Annotated in this window: 17 protein-coding genes; 10 read left to right on the forward strand and 7 right to left on the reverse strand. The window is 70.1% G+C overall.

Features of this window, described 5'->3' with window-relative positions; all coding sequences use genetic code 11:
- Positions 1-609: 609 nt before the first annotated feature.
- The 9 genes from rpsB to IEZ17_RS03210 all read left to right on the forward strand — a co-directional run bounded on the left by rpsB (position 610) and on the right by IEZ17_RS03210 (position 10,644).
- On the forward strand, positions 610-1,461 hold the full coding sequence (gene rpsB / locus IEZ17_RS03170; protein ID WP_043266319.1) for a 30S ribosomal protein S2: 852 nt from the start codon (positions 610-612) through the stop codon (positions 1,459-1,461).
- Positions 1,462-1,568: 107 nt separating this feature from the next.
- Entirely contained in the window at positions 1,569-2,405 is an 837-nt protein-coding gene (gene tsf, locus IEZ17_RS03175; RefSeq protein WP_189296050.1) for a translation elongation factor Ts, read from the forward strand.
- Positions 2,406-2,569: 164 nt separating this feature from the next.
- A complete protein-coding gene (gene pyrH, locus IEZ17_RS03180) occupies positions 2,570-3,340 on the forward strand; it encodes a UMP kinase (RefSeq protein ID WP_180985332.1) in 771 nt (256 codons plus the stop codon).
- A gap of 175 nt (positions 3,341-3,515) precedes the next feature.
- Complete coding sequence (gene frr / locus IEZ17_RS03185; RefSeq protein ID WP_159507848.1) at positions 3,516-4,073, forward strand: ribosome recycling factor; 558 nt, start codon at positions 3,516-3,518, stop codon at positions 4,071-4,073.
- Entirely contained in the window at positions 4,073-5,212 is a 1,140-nt protein-coding gene (locus tag IEZ17_RS03190) for a phosphatidate cytidylyltransferase (RefSeq protein WP_189296052.1), read from the forward strand. Before frr ends, IEZ17_RS03190 begins: the two co-directional genes overlap by 1 nt.
- A gap of 168 nt (positions 5,213-5,380) precedes the next feature.
- Entirely contained in the window at positions 5,381-6,493 is a 1,113-nt protein-coding gene (gene rlmN, locus IEZ17_RS03195) for a dual-specificity RNA methyltransferase RlmN (RefSeq protein WP_189296054.1), read from the forward strand.
- Positions 6,494-6,751: 258 nt separating this feature from the next.
- Positions 6,752-7,834 carry a thiamine ABC transporter substrate-binding protein gene (locus tag IEZ17_RS03200; protein ID WP_189296056.1) on the forward strand — a complete coding sequence of 361 codons (1,083 nt, stop codon included), beginning with the start codon at positions 6,752-6,754 and terminating at the stop codon, positions 7,832-7,834.
- Positions 7,835-7,872: 38 nt separating this feature from the next.
- A complete protein-coding gene (locus IEZ17_RS03205; protein WP_189296059.1) occupies positions 7,873-9,573 on the forward strand; it encodes an ABC transporter permease in 1,701 nt (566 codons plus the stop codon).
- Positions 9,574-10,644: an ABC transporter ATP-binding protein gene (locus IEZ17_RS03210; protein ID WP_189296061.1), complete on the forward strand. Its 1,071-nt coding sequence runs from the start codon at positions 9,574-9,576 to the stop codon at positions 10,642-10,644.
- Between the two features lie 78 nt (positions 10,645-10,722).
- Here IEZ17_RS03210 and IEZ17_RS03215 read toward each other — a convergent pair whose 3' ends face one another.
- The 3 genes from IEZ17_RS03215 to IEZ17_RS03225 form a co-directional block, all read right to left on the reverse strand.
- Positions 10,723-11,676 carry a DMT family protein gene (locus tag IEZ17_RS03215; protein WP_189296063.1) on the reverse strand — a complete coding sequence of 318 codons (954 nt, stop codon included), beginning with the start codon at positions 11,674-11,676 and terminating at the stop codon, positions 10,723-10,725.
- A 129-nt stretch (positions 11,677-11,805) separates the two neighbouring features.
- Entirely contained in the window at positions 11,806-12,960 is a 1,155-nt protein-coding gene (locus tag IEZ17_RS03220) for an LOG family protein (protein WP_189296065.1), read from the reverse strand.
- Position 12,961: 1 nt separating this feature from the next.
- Positions 12,962-13,369, reverse strand: a complete 408-nt coding sequence (locus IEZ17_RS03225) for a MarR family winged helix-turn-helix transcriptional regulator (protein WP_189296067.1) — start codon at positions 13,367-13,369, stop codon at positions 12,962-12,964.
- A 150-nt stretch (positions 13,370-13,519) separates the two neighbouring features.
- Between IEZ17_RS03225 and IEZ17_RS03230 the strand changes: the two genes are divergently transcribed.
- Entirely contained in the window at positions 13,520-13,942 is a 423-nt protein-coding gene (locus IEZ17_RS03230; protein ID WP_189296069.1) for a RidA family protein, read from the forward strand.
- A 231-nt stretch (positions 13,943-14,173) separates the two neighbouring features.
- Here the strand turns inward: IEZ17_RS03230 and IEZ17_RS03235 are convergent, their stop codons facing one another.
- The 4 genes from IEZ17_RS03235 to IEZ17_RS03250 form a co-directional block, all read right to left on the reverse strand.
- Positions 14,174-15,334: a hypothetical protein gene (locus IEZ17_RS03235; RefSeq protein WP_189296071.1), complete on the reverse strand. Its 1,161-nt coding sequence runs from the start codon at positions 15,332-15,334 to the stop codon at positions 14,174-14,176.
- A complete protein-coding gene (locus IEZ17_RS03240) occupies positions 15,316-16,056 on the reverse strand; it encodes an ABC transporter ATP-binding protein (RefSeq protein WP_189296073.1) in 741 nt (246 codons plus the stop codon). Before IEZ17_RS03240 ends, IEZ17_RS03235 begins: the two co-directional genes overlap by 19 nt.
- Before the next feature lie 213 nt (positions 16,057-16,269).
- On the reverse strand, positions 16,270-17,631 hold the full coding sequence (locus IEZ17_RS03245; RefSeq protein ID WP_189296075.1) for an aspartate aminotransferase family protein: 1,362 nt from the start codon (positions 17,629-17,631) through the stop codon (positions 16,270-16,272).
- An 83-nt stretch (positions 17,632-17,714) separates the two neighbouring features.
- A complete protein-coding gene (locus tag IEZ17_RS03250; protein ID WP_018087114.1) occupies positions 17,715-18,188 on the reverse strand; it encodes an Lrp/AsnC family transcriptional regulator in 474 nt (157 codons plus the stop codon).
- Positions 18,189-18,193: the final 5 nt, after the last annotated feature.

Consider the following 18,193-nt stretch of genomic DNA (forward strand, 5'->3'; position numbering starts at 1 on the left):
CGTACCTGGCGGGCACGGCACCCGGTGCGCGCGGCATCGAAGGGAGGCGGCTGCGCTCGTCTGTTCGCCGTGCCCCAGGTGGTGGCGGGTCCGGAGTCGCGACCCGGTGCGGCGGTCCGTGTCGCGATGTGTGGCGGGGGATGCCGGGCCGGTGTCCTGATGGGCCGGAACGCGGTCGGTGGAGGGCGGCGGGCCTTTGCGGGTAGGTCCGCGGCGGTCGCAGGAACGAGAAGGGTCGGCGCTTCGCCGGGCTGGGGTGTCGTCTCATGCCCTGACCATGGCGCAGTCCTGACGGGCGTGGGGATCTTGGTCGAAAGCTGTGGACCGCGAGCCGGTTGTGGATAACGGCGTCACTCGCCCGGGGCACGAAATGGTGCGTGTCGCCCGGTGCATCGCCCGTCCCGTACACTTCTGGTGGCGATCCGGGTCACCGGGTCGACTTCGCACGCCCCGCCATCAGTGCACCAGTCCCTTTCGGGCAGCACGACGGCCGCGCTCCTCGGTCCTCGGAAGGTTCCGCCCGGTTCCTCCCCTGGCAGGCGCGTCGGGGCGTCAGGCATCGCGGCCGACCGGCCGTGGTGGAACCGAGAAACAACAAGGAGTACGGCCATGGCCGTCGTCACGATGCGGGAGCTGCTGGAGAGCGGCGTCCACTTCGGGCACCAGACCCGCCGCTGGAACCCGAAGATGAAGCGCTTCATCTTCACCGAGCGCAACGGCATCTACATCATCGACCTGCTCCAGTCGCTGTCGTACATCGACCGCGCCTACGAGTTCGTCAAGGAGACCGTTGCCCACGGCGGCTCGGTCATGTTCGTCGGCACCAAGAAGCAGGCCCAGGAGGCCATTGCCGAGCAGGCGACCCGCGTGGGCATGCCCTACGTGAACCAGCGCTGGCTCGGCGGCATGCTGACCAACTTCTCCACGGTCTACAAGCGCCTGCAGCGTCTGAAGGAGCTCGAGCAGATCGACTTCGAGGATGTGGCCGCCTCCGGCCTCACCAAGAAGGAGCTCCTCGTCCTCTCCCGCGAGAAGGCCAAGCTGGAGAAGACCCTCGGTGGTATCCGCGAGATGCAGAAGGTGCCCAGCGCCGTCTGGATCGTGGACACCAAGAAGGAGCACATCGCCGTCGGCGAGGCGCGCAAGCTCAACATCCCGGTTGTCGCGATCCTCGACACCAACTGCGACCCCGACGAGGTCGACTACAAGATCCCGGGTAACGACGACGCGATCCGCTCCGTCACCCTGCTCACCCGCGTGATCGCCGACGCCGTCGCCGAGGGCCTCATCGCCCGCTCCGGTGCCGCCACCGGCGACCAGAAGCCCGGCGACAAGGCTGCCGCCGAGCCGCTGGCCGAGTGGGAGCGCGACCTGCTCGAGGGCGAGAAGAAGTCCGACGACGAGGCCCCCAAGGCCGAGGCCCCGGCCGCCGAGGCCGAGAAGCCGGCCGAGCAGGGCTGACCTCAAGACCGGTTGATGACGGCGGGGGAGGGCGCCACGAGCGCCGCCCCCGCCGTCCACCCGTAGATCTTTCGACTTTCGCGATTTCGAGAAGAGACTCACAGACCATGGCGAACTACACCGCCGCTGACGTCAAGAAGCTCCGCGAGCTCACCGGCGCCGGCATGATGGACTGCAAGAAGGCCCTGGAAGAGGCCGCGGGCGACGTCGACAAGGCCGTCGAGGTCCTGCGCGTCAAGGGCCAGAAGGGCGTCGCCAAGCGCGAGGGCCGCTCCGCCGAGAACGGCGCTGTGGTCTCCGTGATCGCCGCCGACAACGCTTCCGGCCTCATCCTGGAGCTGAAGTGCGAGACGGACTTCGTCGCCAAGGGCGAGAAGTTCCAGTCCGTCGCCAGCGCCCTGGCCGCGCACGTCGCCAAGACCAACCCGGCCGACATCGAGGCCCTGCTCGCCTCCGAGATCGAGGCCGGCAAGACCGTCCAGGCGTACGTCGACGAGGCCAACGCGAACCTCGGCGAGAAGATCGTCCTGGACCGCTTCGCGCAGTTCTCCGGCGGCTACGTGTCGGCGTACATGCACCGCACCATGCCTGACCTGCCGCCGCAGATCGGTGTCCTCGTCGAGCTCGACAAGGAGAACGCCGAGATCGCCAAGGGCATTGCGCAGCACATCGCCGCCTTCGCCCCGCGGTACCTCTCCAAGGAGGACGTCCCGGCCGAGGTCGTCGAGGCCGAGCGTCGCGTCGCCGAGGAGACCACCCGCGCCGAGGGCAAGCCCGAGGCTGCGCTGCCGAAGATCGTCGAGGGTCGCATCAACGGCTTCTTCAAGGACGCGACGCTGCTCGGTCAGCCGTACGCGCTCGACAACAAGAAGTCCGTCGAGAAGGTCCTCCAGGAGGCCGGTGTCACCCTGAAGCGCTTCTCGCGCATCAAGGTCGGCATCTGAGAGCCTGCCGCGAAGGCAGCGAATGACCTACGACCCCGCTAGGGTCGTACGCAGTCGGCCGCTCAACGGCCGGCCGCAGATGTGACGAGGAGGCCATTGCCGCACAGGGATCTGGACCAGACCCACGGCAGTGGCCTTCTTCGTATGTGCACGAGGAGAGCTCAATGAATCACGGTGCCGACGGCGCGGACACACACAAAGCCGGTAACGGCGGCAGGCGGCGCTTCCTTCTGAAGCTGTCGGGCGAGGCGTTCGCCGGTGGCGGAGGACTGGGTGTCGACCCCGATGTCGTGCACGCCATCGCCCGCGAGATCGCCGCGGTGGTCCGCGACGGCTACGAGATCGCCATCGTGATCGGCGGCGGCAACTTCTTCCGCGGCGCCGAACTCCAGCAGCGCGGCATGGACCGGGCCCGCTCCGACTACATGGGCATGCTGGGTACGGTCATGAACTGCCTGGCCCTCCAGGACTTCCTGGAGAAGGAGGGCATCGACTCCCGCGTCCAGACCGCCATCACCATGGGCCAGGTCGCGGAGCCGTACATTCCGCTGCGCGCGGTGCGCCACCTGGAGAAGGGCCGGGTCGTCATCTTCGGCGCCGGTATGGGCATGCCGTACTTCTCCACCGACACCACCGCCGCCCAGCGCGCCCTGGAGATCGACGCCGAGGCCATGCTGATGGGCAAGAACGGTGTGGACGGTGTCTACGACTCCGATCCGAAGCAGAACCCGGACGCGGTCAAGTTCGACGCCCTCGAATACGGCGAGGTGATCACCCGCGATCTGAAGGTCGCCGATGCCACCGCCGTCACGCTGTGCCGGGACAACAAGCTCCCGATTCTCGTGTTCGAGCTGCTCGCCGAGGGCAACATCGCGCGTGCGGTGAAGGGTGAGAAGATCGGCACGCTCGTCAGCGATCAGAACACCCGGGCCTGACGGCCCCAACTGCCGTGATTCCGTACGGGCATCGGCCCGCACGGGCGGCAACTCCCGGCCGTGGGAAGACCTCGGTACGGGGATGGACAACCGCCTGCCGGTCGGACACCGTGCAGGAGAAGACGCGCGGCAGGGGCGAGGCTCTGCTTCTTACCGAAAAGACCAGGAGCAAGTGGTGATCGAAGAGATCCTCCTCGAAGCCGAGGAGAAGATGGAGAAGGCCGTCGTGGTCGCCAAGGAGGACTTCGCCGCGATCCGCACCGGGCGTGCGCACCCGGCCATGTTCAACAAGATCGTGGCGGACTACTACGGCGCCATGACGCCGATCAACCAGCTGGCGTCGTTCTCGGTGCCGGAGCCGCGGATGGCCGTGGTGACCCCGTTCGACAAGAGCGCGCTGCGCAACATCGAGCAGGCGATCCGTGACTCGGACCTCGGTGTCAACCCGAGCAACGACGGCAACATCATCCGTGTGACGTTCCCGGAGCTCACCGAGGAGCGCCGCCGCGAGTTCATCAAGGTCGCCAAGAACAAGGCCGAGGACTCGAAGATCTCGATCCGCAGCGTGCGTCGCAAGGCCAAGGAAGCGCTCGACAAGCTCGTCAAGGACAAGGAGTCCGGCGAGGACGAGGTACGCCGCGCCGAGAAGGAGCTCGACGACGTCACCGCGAAGTACGTCGCGCAGGTGGACGAGCTCCTCAAGCACAAGGAATCCGAGCTCCTAGAGGTCTGATGAACGAGTCATCCTGGGGGGCCCCGCCCGGAACCGGCCAATGGGGACCGCCCGATCACGGACCGGCCGCCTCGCTGCGCGGGGTGGCGCCCCCCGTCCCGGCGGGTCCCGTGCACGACCGGGGCGACGCGGCGCAGACTCGGCCCATGCCCATCGTGCCCGAGCCGGGCGGACACCAGGACGACCATCGGGACATCCGGGACGACCGGGGGGCTGCTCGGCTGAGCGGCCCCCCGTTCCGCGACGACAGGCCGCAGGAGCCCATGCCCACCTCTCTCCCCGGGTCCGACAGCGCGCCGAACCCCGAGAAACCGAAGAAGAAGAGCGCGGGGCGCAATCTGCGCGCCGCCATAGGGGTCGGCGCCGGCCTCGGCGCGGTCATCCTCGCCTCGCTCTTCGTCTACAAGCCGGTGTTCATCGGCGTGATAGCGATCGCTGTCGTCGTGGGGCTGTGGGAGCTGACCTCGCGGCTGTCGGAGCGCAAGGACATCCGGGTGCCGCTGGTGCCGCTCGCGGTCGGCGGCACCGCCATGGTGGTCGCCGGATACGTCCGCGGGGCCGAGGGGGCGTGGGTGGCGATGGCGCTGACCGCGCTGGCCGTCCTCGTGTGGCGGATGACCGAGGCGCCCGAGAACTATCTGCGGGATGTCACGGCGGGCGTCTTCGCGGCGTTCTACGTGCCGTTCCTGGCGACGTTCGTGGCGCTGATGCTCGCGGCCGGGGACGACGGGCCGCAGCGGGTGCTGACGTTCCTGCTGCTGACGGTCGTCAGCGACACCGGGGCCTACGCGGTCGGCTGGCGGTTCGGCAGGAAGAAGCTCGCGCCGCGCATCAGCCCCGGCAAGACCCGTGAAGGGCTCGTCGGTGCGGTGCTGTTCGCGATGGTGGCGGGCGCGCTGTGCATGGAGTTCCTGATCAAGGGCGGTGCCTGGTGGCAGGGGCTGCTGCTCGGTCTCGCGGTCGCGGCCAGCGCGACCCTCGGCGACCTCGGCGAATCCATGATCAAGCGCGATCTCGGGATCAAGGACATGGGCACCCTGCTGCCCGGCCACGGCGGCATCATGGACCGCCTGGACTCCCTGCTGCCGACCGCGCCGGTGGTCTGGCTGCTGTTCGTGATCTTCGTGGGATCGGGCTGACCGGCGCCGGTTACCCTTGAAGGGCGCGTCGCTCGCGGGCGATGCGCCCTTTGCGCCCCGCGACCGCGGGGGGTGATCCGTGAGGTCTTCCGGCTCCGGCTCCGTCCGGCCCCTGGCTCCGCGACAGCGGAGGACGCCCGGCCTCGTCGTACAGAGGAGATTCCACCCATGGCACGCCCGGCCCCGGGAGAACTGACATTCGTCGCCCCCCGAGGGGCCAAGAAGCCGCCCCGGCACCTCGCCGACCTCAGCCCCGTCGAGCGCCGCGAGGCGGTGGCCGCGATCGGCGAGAAGCCGTTCCGGGCGAAGCAGCTGTCGCAGCACTACTTCGCGCGCTACGCGCACGACCCGGCGGAGTGGACCGACATCCCGGCGGCGGCGCGCGAGAAGCTGGCGGCGGAGCTGCTGCCGGATCTGATGAACGTGGTGCGGCACATCTCGTGCGACGACGACACCACCCGCAAGACCCTGTGGCGGCTGCACGACGGCACGCTCGTCGAGTCGGTGCTGATGCGCTACCCGGACCGGGTCACCATGTGCATCTCCTCGCAGGCCGGCTGCGGAATGAACTGCCCGTTCTGCGCCACCGGACAGGCGGGCCTGGACCGCAACCTCTCCACCGCCGAGATCGTGCACCAGATCGTCGACGGGATGCGGGCACTGCGCGACGGCGAGGTGCCGGGTGGTCCGGCGCGGCTCTCCAACATCGTCTTCATGGGGATGGGCGAGCCGCTCGCCAACTACAAGCGGGTGGTCGGCGCGATCCGGCGGCTGACCGACCCCGAGCCGGACGGGCTGGGGCTGTCCCAGCGCGGCATCACGGTCTCGACCGTCGGGCTGGTCCCGGCGATGCTGCGGTTCGCCGACGAGGGCTTCAAGTGCCGGCTCGCGGTGTCGCTGCACGCGCCCGACGACGAGCTGCGCGACACCCTCGTGCCGGTCAACACCCGCTGGAAGGTGCGCGAGGTGCTGGACGCGGCGTGGGAGTACGCCGAGAAGTCCGGCCGCCGCATCTCGATCGAGTACGCGCTGATCCGCGACATCAACGACCAGGCGTGGCGCGGTGACCTGCTGGGGCGGCTGCTCAAGGGCAAGCGCGTCCATGTGAACCTCATTCCGCTCAATCCGACGCCGGGTTCGAAGTGGACCGCCTCGCGGCCCGAGGACGAGCTGGCGTTCGTACGGGCCATCGAGGCGCATGGCGTTCCGGTGACCGTCCGGGACACCCGCGGCCAGGAGATCGACGGCGCCTGCGGGCAGCTCGCCGCCTCGGAGCGCTGAACGCCCGCTGGTACGGTGTGCTCGAACAAATGCACATTCCGACAGGGGAGCGCCACAGCGCTGAGAGTGCGGAAACGTCGTAGTCGTACGGCGCCCGCAGACCCTTGAACCTCGCCCGGGTCATTCCGGGTAGGAAGTTCGGTCGTCACTCATGCTGTTGCGCCCTGCCCACCGTGCGTTGCCGTACGTCACCCGACGTCACGAGCGGCGGACACCGGGCAGGGCCGCGTCTCTTCCTGGCCAGCCAGGAGGAAATCAGTGAGCACCACCAGCAGGATCACCGCGGCAGCGCTCGCCGCCGCGGCCGGCATGACCGCACTCGCCGCATGCGGCACCTCAGGAGGCGGTGCCGGTGGCGCGGACGCCAAGACCGTCACGCTCGTCAGCCATGACTCGTTCAACGCCTCGAAGTCCGTACTGGCCGCGTTCGAGAAGGAGAGCGGCTACAAGGTCAAGGTGCTCAAGGGCGGGGATGCCGGCAAGGCCGTCAACCAGGCGATCCTGTCCAAGGACAACCCGCAGGGCGATGTCTTCTTCGGCATCGACAACACCCTGCTCTCGCGCGGCCTGAAGGCGGGCATCTTCAGCCCGTACCAGGCGAAGGGGCTGGACAGCGTCCCGGCCGACCTCCAGCTCGACAAGGACGCGCACCGCGTCACGCCCCTCGACTACGGCGACATCTGCGTCAACTACGACCGCGCCTACTTCGCCCAGCACAAGATCGCGCCGCCGCAGACCTTCGACGATCTGCTCAAGCCCCAGTACAAGGGGCTGCTCGTCACGGAGAATTCCGCGACGTCCTCTCCGGGGCTCGCCTTCCAGCTCGGGACCGCCGCGACGTACGGCGACGCCGGCTGGCCGGACTACTGGAAGAAGCTCAAGGCCAACGGCGTCGAGGTCGTCGACAGCTGGGAGCAGGCGTACAACGAGCGGTTCTCGGGCTCCGCGGCCGGCAAGGGCAAGGGGGACAAGCCCCTGGTCGTCTCCTACGCCTCCAGCCCGCCCGCCGAGGTGATGGACAAGAACCCGGCGCCCAAGGAGGCCCCGACCGGTGTCGCGACCGGCACCTGCTTCCGGCAGATCGAATTCGGCGGTCTGCTCAAGGGCGCCAAGAACGAGAAGGGCGGCAAGGCGCTGCTGGACTTCCTGCTGTCGAAGCAGTTCCAGGAGGACATGCCGCTCCAGATGTTCGTCAACCCGGCGCGCAAGGACGCCAAGGTGCCGGAGCTGTTCACCAAGTACGGCGCGACGATCGACAAGCCGACGACGCTGGCCCCGGAGACGATCACCAAGAACCGTGAACAGTGGATCAAGCAGTGGTCCTCGCTCGTCCTGAAGTAGCCCGCGCCCGCCTCCGGAGGCCCGCGCGGGGAACGGCGGTGCGGCTCGGCCTGATGGCCGTGCCGCTCGCCTTCTTCGCGCTGTTCTTCGCCTACCCCGTCGTCGCGATCGTCGGACGGGGGCTGAAGGACGGCGGACAGTGGCAACTCGGCCGGCTCGGCACCGTACTGAGCGACCCGGACGTCCTCCATGTGCTGTGGTTCACCCTCTGGCAGGCAGCCGCCTCGACCGGTCTGACCCTGCTGATCGCGCTGCCCGGCGCCTATGTCTTCGCGCGCTTCGACTTCCCCGGCAAACAGCTGCTCCGGGCGGTGGTGGCAGTGCCGTTCGTGCTGCCGACCGTCGTCGTCGGCGCGGCGTTCCTCGCGCTGGTCGGCAGGGGCGGGCTGCTGGACGACCTGTGGGGCGTGCGGCTGGACACCTCGGTGTGGGCGATCCTGCTGGCACATGTCTTCTTCAACTACGCGGTGGTCGTCCGCACCGTCGGCGGGCTCTGGAGCCAGCTCGATCCACGGCAGGAAGAGGCGGCGCGCGTGCTCGGCGCCGGACGGTTCGCGGCCTGGCGGCGGGTGACACTGCCCGCTCTGGGGCCCGCCGTCGCGGCGGCTGCGCTGATGGTCTTCCTCTTCACCTTCACCTCGTTCGGCGTCGTGCAGATTCTGGGCGGGCCCACCTTCTCGACGCTGGAGGTGGAGATCTACCGGCAGACCGCCGACTTCCTGGATCTGCCGACGGCCGCCGTCCTGACGCTGGTCCAGTTCGCGGCGGTGCTGGGGCTGTTGGCGCTGCACGCCTGGACCGTGCGCCGGCGGGAATCCGCGCTGCGGCTGGTGGACGCGTCGCAGACCGCACGCCGACCGCGCGGGCGGGGACAGTGGGCGCTCCTGTGGAGCACGCTCGTGGTCATCGCCGTGCTGCTCGTCCTGCCGCTGGCCGTCCTCGTCGAGCGGTCCTTCGCCGGGCCCGGCGGCTACGGGCTGGTCTTCTACCGGACGCTCCGCTCCGCGGCAGCCGCCGACAGCACCTTCGCCGTCGCGCCGCTCGACGCCGTGGGGAACTCCCTTGCCTACGCCGCGGCGGCCACCGTGATCGCCGTGCTGGTGGGCGGGCTGGCCGCAGCGGCCCTGACGCGTCCCGCGCCGCGTACCGGCCCCGCCCGGCGGACCTCGATGGCCGGCCGGCTCGTCCGCGGCTTCGACGCGCTGCTGATGCTGCCGCTGGGAGTCTCCGCGGTGACCGTCGGCTTCGGCTTTCTGATCACCCTCGACAAGCCTCCCCTGGATCTGCGCGACTCCTGGTGGCTGGTGCCGCTCGCACAGGCGCTGGTGGGCGTGCCGTTCGTGGTCCGGACGATGCTGCCCGTGCTGCGGGCGGTCGACGGGCGGCTGCGGGAGGCGGCGGCCGTTCTCGGCGCCTCGCCGTGGCGGGTCTGGCGCGAGGTGGACCTGCCGATGGTGCGGCGGGCGCTGCTGATCGCGGCGGGCTTCGCCTTCGCCGTCTCGCTCGGGGAGTTCGGCGCGACCGTCTTCATCGCGCGGCCGGACCACCCCACGCTGCCGGTGGCCGTGGCACGGCTGCTGGGGCGTGCCGGGGAACTCAACTACGGGCAGGCGATGGCCCTGTCGACCATCCTGATGGTGGTGTGCGCCGGCGCCCTGCTGGCCCTGGAGCGCATCCGCCCCCAGCCTCGAACAGGCTCGGCCGGGGGGACCCCCATCGACCACTCCGGGGAGTTCTAGATGACGGCGCAGGCCGGAAGCACGGCACGGGAACTGCTGCGGCTGGGCGGGGTGACCGTCCGCTTCGGCGCACCCGGCGGGCGCCCGGCGCTCGACGCGGTGGACCTGGATGTCGCCGCGCAGGAAATCGTGTGCGTCCTCGGGCCCAGCGGCAGCGGCAAGTCGACACTGCTGCGCGTGGTGGCCGGTCTCCAGCAGGCCGATGCGGGCGACGTGCTGCTGGAGGGGCGGGACCAGGCGGGGGTGCCGACGCACCGGCGCGGGGTCGGCCTGATGTTCCAGGACCACCAGCTCTTCCCGCAGCGGGATGTCGCGGGGAACGTCGCCTTCGGGCTGCGGATGCGGCGCTCCGCGCGCGCCGAGCAGGAGCGTACGGTCGCCGAACTGCTCGACCTCGTCGGGCTCCCCGGCGCCCAGCGGCGGGCCGTCGCCTCGCTGTCCGGTGGTGAACAGCAGCGGGTCGCGCTGGCCCGTGCCCTCGCCCCCCGCCCCCGGCTGCTGATGCTCGACGAGCCGCTCGGCCAGCTGGACCGCGGACTGCGTGAACGGCTGGTCGTCGAACTGCGGCGGCTCTTCCGGGAGTTGGGTACCACGGTGCTCGCCGTCACCCACGACCAGGGCGAGGCTTTCGCGCTCGCCGACCGGGTCGTGGTGATGCAGGACGGCAGGATCGCGCAGAGCGGCAGCCCCCTCGACGTCTGGCAGCGGCCCGCCACGGAATTCGTCGCCCGGTTCCTCGGCTTCGACAACGTGGTCGAGGCGACGGTGCAGGGCGAAGCCGCGGTCACGCCCTGGGGCAAGGTGCCGGTGCCGGAGGGCACTTCGGACGGTCCGTGCCGCCTGCTCGTACGCCCCGCCGGCGTACGGCTGACGTCCGCGGAGAACGGACTGCCCTGCACGGTCGCGGCCCGCACGTTCCGCGGCACCCATGTGGCACTGCTGCTTCAGCCGGCGGGCGGGCCGCAGATGGAGGCGGCCTGCCCGCTCCGCGAGGCGCCGGAGACGGGAGCGCGGGTAGGGGTTTCCTTCGCCGCCGAGGACGTGGTGGTGCTGGACGCCTCGGCGGGATGACCGTGTCGGCGCGCCTGCTCGCCGGGTGCGGGGCAAGGCCGGGCCGGCTCGCCGCCACCCCGGCCGTCGTTCACCGCGTCAGGCAGCTGCTCGACTCGTGCTGTCCGCCGGAGTGGCGGCGACCTCCGCGACCGCACCGTCGGCCTCGGTCGCGCCGGGCTCCGTTTCCGGCTCGCCGAACCACGCGACCCCGACGGCCCCGGCCACCGCGACCACGAATCCGAGGACGGCGACCCAGGCGAAGCCCGGACGGGAGGAGTCGCCGAGCCACAGCACCCCGAGGATGCCGGGGACCACGGTCTCGCCCACCACCAGCGCCGCCGTCGCTCCGTTCACCGAACCGATCTGGAGCGCGACGGTGTGCAGGTACATCCCGCCGATGCCCGCGACGAGGATCGCGTACAGCGCGGGGTCGCCGAGGAGGGAGGGCAGATGGAACGGATCGATACCGTTCAGCACCCGCACGCCGACGCCGAGGGCGCCGAAGCCCAGGCCGGAGAGCAGGCCTGCGAGGATCGCGGCCCGCCCGCCGAGCAGTCGCACGACCAGGGTGCCGCCGCCGATGATCACGACGGACGCGACCAGCAGCCACCAGTGCGTCGCAATCGGGGTGTCGCCGCTGCCCTCCGGCCCCGCGGCGGTGGCCAGCAGCACCAGTGCCGAGCAGACGACGCCGATGGAGGCCCATTCGGGGCGGGTGAGCCGGATGTTGAGGAGCCTGATGCTCAGGACGGCCGTGATCACGAGGTTCGCGCTGATCACGGTCTGCGAGAGGAAGAGGGGCAGCAGCCGGGCGGCGAGTGCGCCGAGCCCGAAGCCTATGAAGTCCAGCACCGTACCGACCATGAACTCCCAGGTCACAGCGGCCTTCGCGGTGGACGACAGGCTGGGGCCGCCGTGCTGGGTGACACCGGTGGTGGACGCCTTGGCCGCCTCCCGGCGGGCGGACTTACGCGACCCCACCGCCTGTAGGACCGAACCCGTGCCGTAGCAGGCGGATGCCGCTACGGCCGTCAGAAGGCCGATGATCACCAAGAGCTCCGTTCGCGCACTGCATTACCTGTTCATTACCTGGCCTGGCAGACGCGCATTTCGGGACGGGAGTTGCCTCGGCGGGCAAATAGATCTCTCGACGGTCGAAGGATCAGGAACAGGTCGCCGTCAGGGACCGGCCTCCGCCGCGAGGCGTGCCAACGCCTCCGGGACGTCGTCCACCGAATCCACCAGGGCGATCCGTGCCGCCATGGGGCGGTCGGCCGCCAGCGCCCGGAGCAGCGGCCACGTCGGCAGCTCCTCGGTCCAGTGCTCGCGGTTCACCAGCACCATGGGGGTCGGTTCGCCGCGCGACCGGTAGTAGTTCGGGGTCGCGTTGTCGAAGATCTCCTGAACGGTCCCCGCCGCACCCGGAAGGAACACCACGCCGGCATGGGACCGGGCCAGCAAGCCGTCCTCACGGAGCGCGTTGACGAAGTACTTCGCGATATGCGACGCGAAGGGGTTCGGCGGTTCATGGCCGTAGAACCAGGTGGGGATGCCGACGGAGGCGCCGCCGCCCGGCCGGCTCCGGCGCACGTCGAAGGCGGCCCGCGCCCAGTCGGTGACGGAGGGCCTGAAGTACGGCGCCTTGGACAGGAGCTCCAGCGCCGAGTCGAGCATGCCGTCCTCGAAGGGCGCGGCGTAGGCGCCGAGGTTCGCCGCCTCCATGGCGCCCGGGCCGCCGCCGGTCGCGACGGTCAGGCCGTCTCGGGTGAGCCGGCGGCCGAGCCGGGCCGCGCCCGCATAGGCGGCGGAGCCGCGCTCCAGGGAGTGGCCGCCCATGATCCCGACCACGCGCGAACCCGCGAGATGCTCGTCCAGGGCGTCCGACACCGCATCGTCGTGGATGCTCCGCAGTATGGAGGCGAACACATCGCCGCCCGCCTTGGTCTCCTGGTACCAGTGGTACGCACGGGCGTCCGGGGTCGCGTCGTAACCGGCGTCGACCAGCCCCTCGAAGAGCTCGTCCGGTGCGTACAGGCTGCCGCGATACGGATCGACCGGCAGGCCCGGTACCGGCGGGAAGACCAGTGCGCCCCCGGCACGTACCTTCGCGGCGGCGTCCGGCTCCATGGCGCAGCCGAGGAAGACGGACTCCGCGGTATCCGTACTGAGCAGCGCGAAGGTGCGGTCCGTCAGATCGAGGGACCGAACGCGGTATCCGGCGAGGCTGCCCGAAGCGGCGACCCGGTCGAACGCCGTGATGGAGTCGATCTCCTGGCCCCGCTCGCGGGGGCTGCGGGACACCGGGGGCTCTGAATTCGACCGCACGCCCGCCATGTTAGGTCCGCAGTGACTGCACCAGGGGTGCGAGCAGCCCGTCTTCGGCCGCGGCATCGAGTGCGGAGCGCAAGGCGCTGTCGTACGTCGGGCGCGCTCTGTTCTGTACGTCCCGGCCCTCGTCGGTGATCACGCTGTAGACGCCGCGCCGGTCGTCGGCGCACAGGTCCCGGCGGGTCAGGCCGGACGACTCCAGACGCGAGGCCAGCCGGCTGACCGAGCTCTGATTGAGGCCGATGAGGTCGGCGAGCTCCTGCATGCGCAGCTCGCCCTCGTCGGCCTCCGCGAGCCGGGCCAGTGCGCGGTACTCGGAGAGGCCGAGGCTGTGGTGCTGCTGAAGGGCCTTCGCCAGCTCCTGCTCGACACGCGTGTGCAGCGCGCCGAACCGGTCCCAGTGCTCCGCGTCCATCGCCTTCTGCCTTCTCCCGTTGCCGGGCTGCCGTGTGGTCTTCCTGCTGTGCGTTCTTCGCCGAGCTCTTGACAGCAGCGTACATGCAGCAGAAAATTATGTATGTGCATGCAAGGGATGCTTGCGCATGGATCGTTGAGGGGGAGAGTCATGTCGACGACCGGTGTCGCTGCGGCCGGGAGTGCGCAGGAGATCGAGCGGATCGCCACCACGCCGGACTGGTATGAGCCGTACAAGATCTCGCAGGCCATCAAAGCGGGCGGCCTGATCCACGTCTCCGGGCAGACGGGGATCGACGAGCAGGGGCGGACCGTCTCGGACGACTTCCTGGCTCAGGGACGGCAGGCGTTCGCGAATGTCGAGCGGGTGCTCGCGGCGGCCGGCGCCTCGTTCGCCGATGTGGTGAAGGTGGGCATCTTCGTGACGGACATGGCAGCCGGCCTCGACCAAGTCATCGCCCTGCGCGAGGAGTTCCTGTCCGAGCCCTATCCTGCCGACACCCTCCTGGAAGTGTCGTCGTTGGCCCAGCCGGACTGGCGAATAGAGGTCGAGGTCACCGCCCTCGCCCGCTGAGGCCGATGCTTCAGGCTGCGTAGACGCCGACCGGCGGTCACTTCGCACCGCACCGCCCCCTACGACACCGCACGCGGTGGCCCGCAGCGCACCGATGTGCATGCAGCGCCACGACCGAACCGCAGCGCCGTTCCCCTGCCGGACTGTCGCCCCACCGTCCTGACCGATCCGCCACCGGCTGAGCCGGACGGCCTTCGGTGCCCCGCAGTGCCCGCAGTGCCCGCAGTGCCCTCAGTGCACCAGCGGAAAGGTGGCCATCTCGGCGACGGTCCACGTCAGCGGGCCCAGCACCAGCGTGAGCGCGAGGGCGCGCAGTGCTGTGGCGCGGTGGAGGACGGAAACGGGTGCGCCGAGGCGGCGCAGGGCGGCGGTGGTGCGGGCGCGGGCCGACCGGGACTCCAGTGCGGCGGCCAGTGCGCTGGCGGTGACGCAGGCAAAGATGACCGATGTGCCGATGGTGGTCAGCGGTCCGACGGGATGGGAGGGAGCAGTTCCGTACACGGTGACGGCGGCGTAGGTCCCTGAGGCCACCGCGCACAGGACACCGAGCGGGCGGCCCAGGCGGTGCGACTCCTCCTGGAGTACGCGTCCGGACAGCAGTCGCAGCGCGCCGGGGCGCCCCGCGCACAGCAGTTGTCCGGACAGATGCACCAGGCCGGGGCCGGCCAGGACGAGTCCGAAGGAGGCAAGCGCCCAGCCGGCCAGGACGCCCGGGGCGCTGCCGATCAGCTGGCCCGGGAGGGGGAGCTTCCCGCCGTGGGTGTCGGTGGCGGGGCTGGTGTACGCCTCGATCGCCAGGCCCGCCGCGGTCAGGGCGACGCCCCACGGGAGGCCGGTGGGGGCTGCGGTGGAGTGTGCCTCGCTGTCGGCGTAGCCGGCGTCGTTGCGGGGGCGCAGCGAGACGGCGGTCGCCGCGGCGGCGGCGAGCGGGACGGCCGCCAGCAGCATGACGGATCCGGCGAGCGGCACCGGGTGGCCGGAGCCGAGCAGGTCGGAGTGGGCGCTGTCGGCGGTGGAGCCGCCGAGGTCGCCGCGGAGGTGGAGGAAGACGAGCAGAGAGAGGAGGACGCCGAGGACGCAGGACAGTGCGGTGGAGGCCGCGGCGAGCAGGGTGAGCCGCAACGGGCCCAGGCCGGCGGCGGTCATGCCGCGCTGGAGGCGGGCGGCCGGGTCCGTACGGGCGACGGAGACCGCGAGCTGTGCGGTGGCGGCGAGTGGGGCGGCGCACCACAGCAGGCGGGTCAGGGAATCGCCGGCGGTGGTGGGGTGGCCGGCGGCGTGGCCGAGGGCGGACAGCAGCAGGAATCCGGTGCCGGCGGAGGCGGCGGTGACGAAGAGACGGCGCAGCAGGACGAGGGGGTGGGAGCCGCGGGCTAGACGGAGAGCGAGCACGCTGCCCTGCTTTCCTCATCGGAGGAGTCGGCGGTGGCGGGCACGGCGCCCGAGAGGCGGCCGTCGAGGAGGGAGAGGGCGCGGTCGGCGAGGGCGGCGACCTGGGGGTCGTAGGTCGCCAGGATCACGGTGATCTGGTGCGAGCGGGCCGCGGTCGTCAGGGTGCGCAGCACCTGGGTGCCGTCGGCGCTGTGGAGCGGGGCGGTCGGCTCGTCGGCGAAGAGCACCTGCGGGGTGGTGGCGAGGGCGCGGGCGATGGCGACGCGCTGGAGCTGGGACTGGTCGAGCCGTGCGGGGCGGCGGCGGGCGCACATGCCGACGTCGAGGCGGTCCAGCCATTCGACGGCGGTGTTCTTGGCAGAGCGGTGGCCGGCGCCGCGCAGCAGGAGGGGGAGGGCAGCGTTCTCCCAGGCGGTGAGTTCGGGGACGAGGTGGGGTTCGGTGTCGATCCAGCCGAACCGGTCGAGCCGCAGCCGTTCGCGGCTGGGGGAGGAGAGGGTGTGCACGGAGGCGCCGTTGAACCAGACCTCGCCCTCGGTGGGGACGATCTGTCCGGACAGGCAGTGAAGGAGGGTGGTCTTGCCGCTGCCGCGGGGGCCGGTGACGGCGACGATCTCGCCCTCCCGGACGCCGAGGGAGACTCCGGTGAGGGCGGTGGTGCCGCCGTGCATGTGGTGCAGGTCGCGAGCCCAGAGCACGTCGTTGTCAGGCGGGGCCACCATCTGCGCACCTCTTGCTTGTTCGCTGGTCCTTCCCCCGGCCGGGTGAACGACCACGGAGGGTATCGGTCACTGGCACGGTAAGGACTCGCGACCCTCGACATTCGGTGCTCGGCAGGCACAACGGCCCAGATTCACTCGTATGGCTTGAAGTGAGTGAATCTGGGCCGCCAGATGCTCAGTTGTGTAGTAGCGAACCAAGGGGTGGCGCGAAGGTCAGAGCCTGGTCCACGCCTCGGTGAGGACGGAGCGCAGGATCTGCTCGATCTCGTCGAAGACGCTCTGGTCGGCGATCAGCGGCGGGGCCAGCTGGATGACGGGGTCGCCGCGGTCGTCGGCGCGGCAGTAGAGGCCGTTGTCGTACAGGGCCTTCGAGAGGAAGCCGTAGAGGACGCGCTCGGTCTCCTCGTCGTTGAAGGACTCCTTGGTGGCCTTGTCCTTGACGAGCTCGATGCCGTAGAAGAAGCCGTTGCCGCGGACGTCGCCGACGATCGGCAGGTCGTGCAGCTTCTGGAGCGTGCTGAGGAAGTTGCCCTCGTTGTCGAGGACGTGCTGGTTGAGGCCCTCGCGCTCGAAGATGTCGAGGTTGGCGATGCCGACGGCGGCGGAGACCGGGTGGCCACCGAAGGTGTAGCCGTGCAGGAAGGTGTTGTCGCCCTTGTAGAACGGCTCGGCCAGGCGGTCGGAGACGATGCAGGCGCCGATCGGGGAGTAGCCCGAGGTCATGCCCTTGGCGCAGGTGATCATGTCCGGGACGTAGCCGAACTTGTCACAGGCGAAGATCGTGCCGAGGCGGCCGAAGGCGCAGATGACCTCGTCGGAGACGAGCAGCACGTCGTACTGGTCGCAGATCTCGCGGACCCGCTGGAAGTAGCCGGGGGGCGGGGGGAAGCAGCCACCGGCGTTCTGGACCGGCTCCAGGAAGACCGCGGCGACGGTCTCCGGACCCTCGAAGAGGATCTGCTGCTCGATCTGGTCGGCGGCCCAGCGGCCGAAGGCCTCGGGGTCGTCGCCGTGGATCGGAGCGCGGTAGATGTTGGTGTTCGGGACCTTGTGCGCGCCGGGGACCAGCGGCTCGAAGGGGGCCTTCAGGCCCGGCAGGCCGGTGATCGACAGGGCGCCCTGCGGGGTGCCGTGGTAGGCGACCGCACGGGATATGACCTTGTGCTTCATCGGCTTGCCGGTGAGCTTGAAGTACTGCTTGGCCAGCTTCCAGGCGGTCTCGACCGCCTCGCCGCCGCCGGTGGTGAAGAAGACCTTGTTGAGGTCGCCCGGGGCGTAGTTCGCCAGGCGCTCGGCCAGCTCCACGGCCTTGGGGTGCGCGTACGACCACACCGGGAAGAAGGCCAGTTCCTGGGCCTGCTTGTAGGCGGTCTCGGCGAGCTCGACCCGGCCGTGGCCGGCGTTGACCACGAAGAGGCCGGCGAGGCCGTCGATGTAGCGCTTGCCCTTGTCGTCGTAGATGTTGGTGCCCTCACCGCGCACGATCGTGGGCACGGGGGCGTTCTCGTACGACGACATGCGGGTGAAGTGCATCCACAGGTGGTCGTACGCCGTCTTGGAGAGGTCGGCGCTCATGCGCAAGCCTCGCTTCGCTCGGCGGGCTGGCATTCGTGCAGCGCGCACCTCTTGATGATTCGCTCGCTGTGCTCGCTCATGTGCTATCTCGTTCCCCAGGTGTAGGTCTGCTTCCGGAGCTTGAGGTACACGAAGCTCTCGGTGGATCGAACGCCGGGAAGCGTGCGGATCCTCTTGTTGATCATTTCCAGGAGGTGGTCGTCGTCCTCGCAGACGATCTCGATGATGAGATCGAAGGAGCCTGCCGTCATGACGACGTACTCGACTTCCTCCATGGTCGTCAGGGCGTCGGCCACAGGGTCGAGGTCACCCTCGACATTGATGCCGACCATTGCCTGCCGACGGAAACCGACCGTGAGGGGGTCGGTGACCGCGACGATCTGCATCACGCCTTGGTCGAGCAGTTTCTGTACGCGTTGGCGTACCGCCGCCTCGGACAGGCCGACGGCCTTGCCGATCGCGGCGTACGGACGGCGCCCGTCCTCCTGGAGCTGCTCGATGATCGCCAGGGAGACGGAGTCGATCGACGGGGTGCCGTTTCTGTCACGAGTGGCCACGTCGT

This window comes from Streptomyces albospinus (genome assembly GCF_014648695.1).
Taxonomy (GTDB): Bacteria; Actinomycetota; Actinomycetes; order Streptomycetales; family Streptomycetaceae; genus Streptomyces; species Streptomyces albospinus.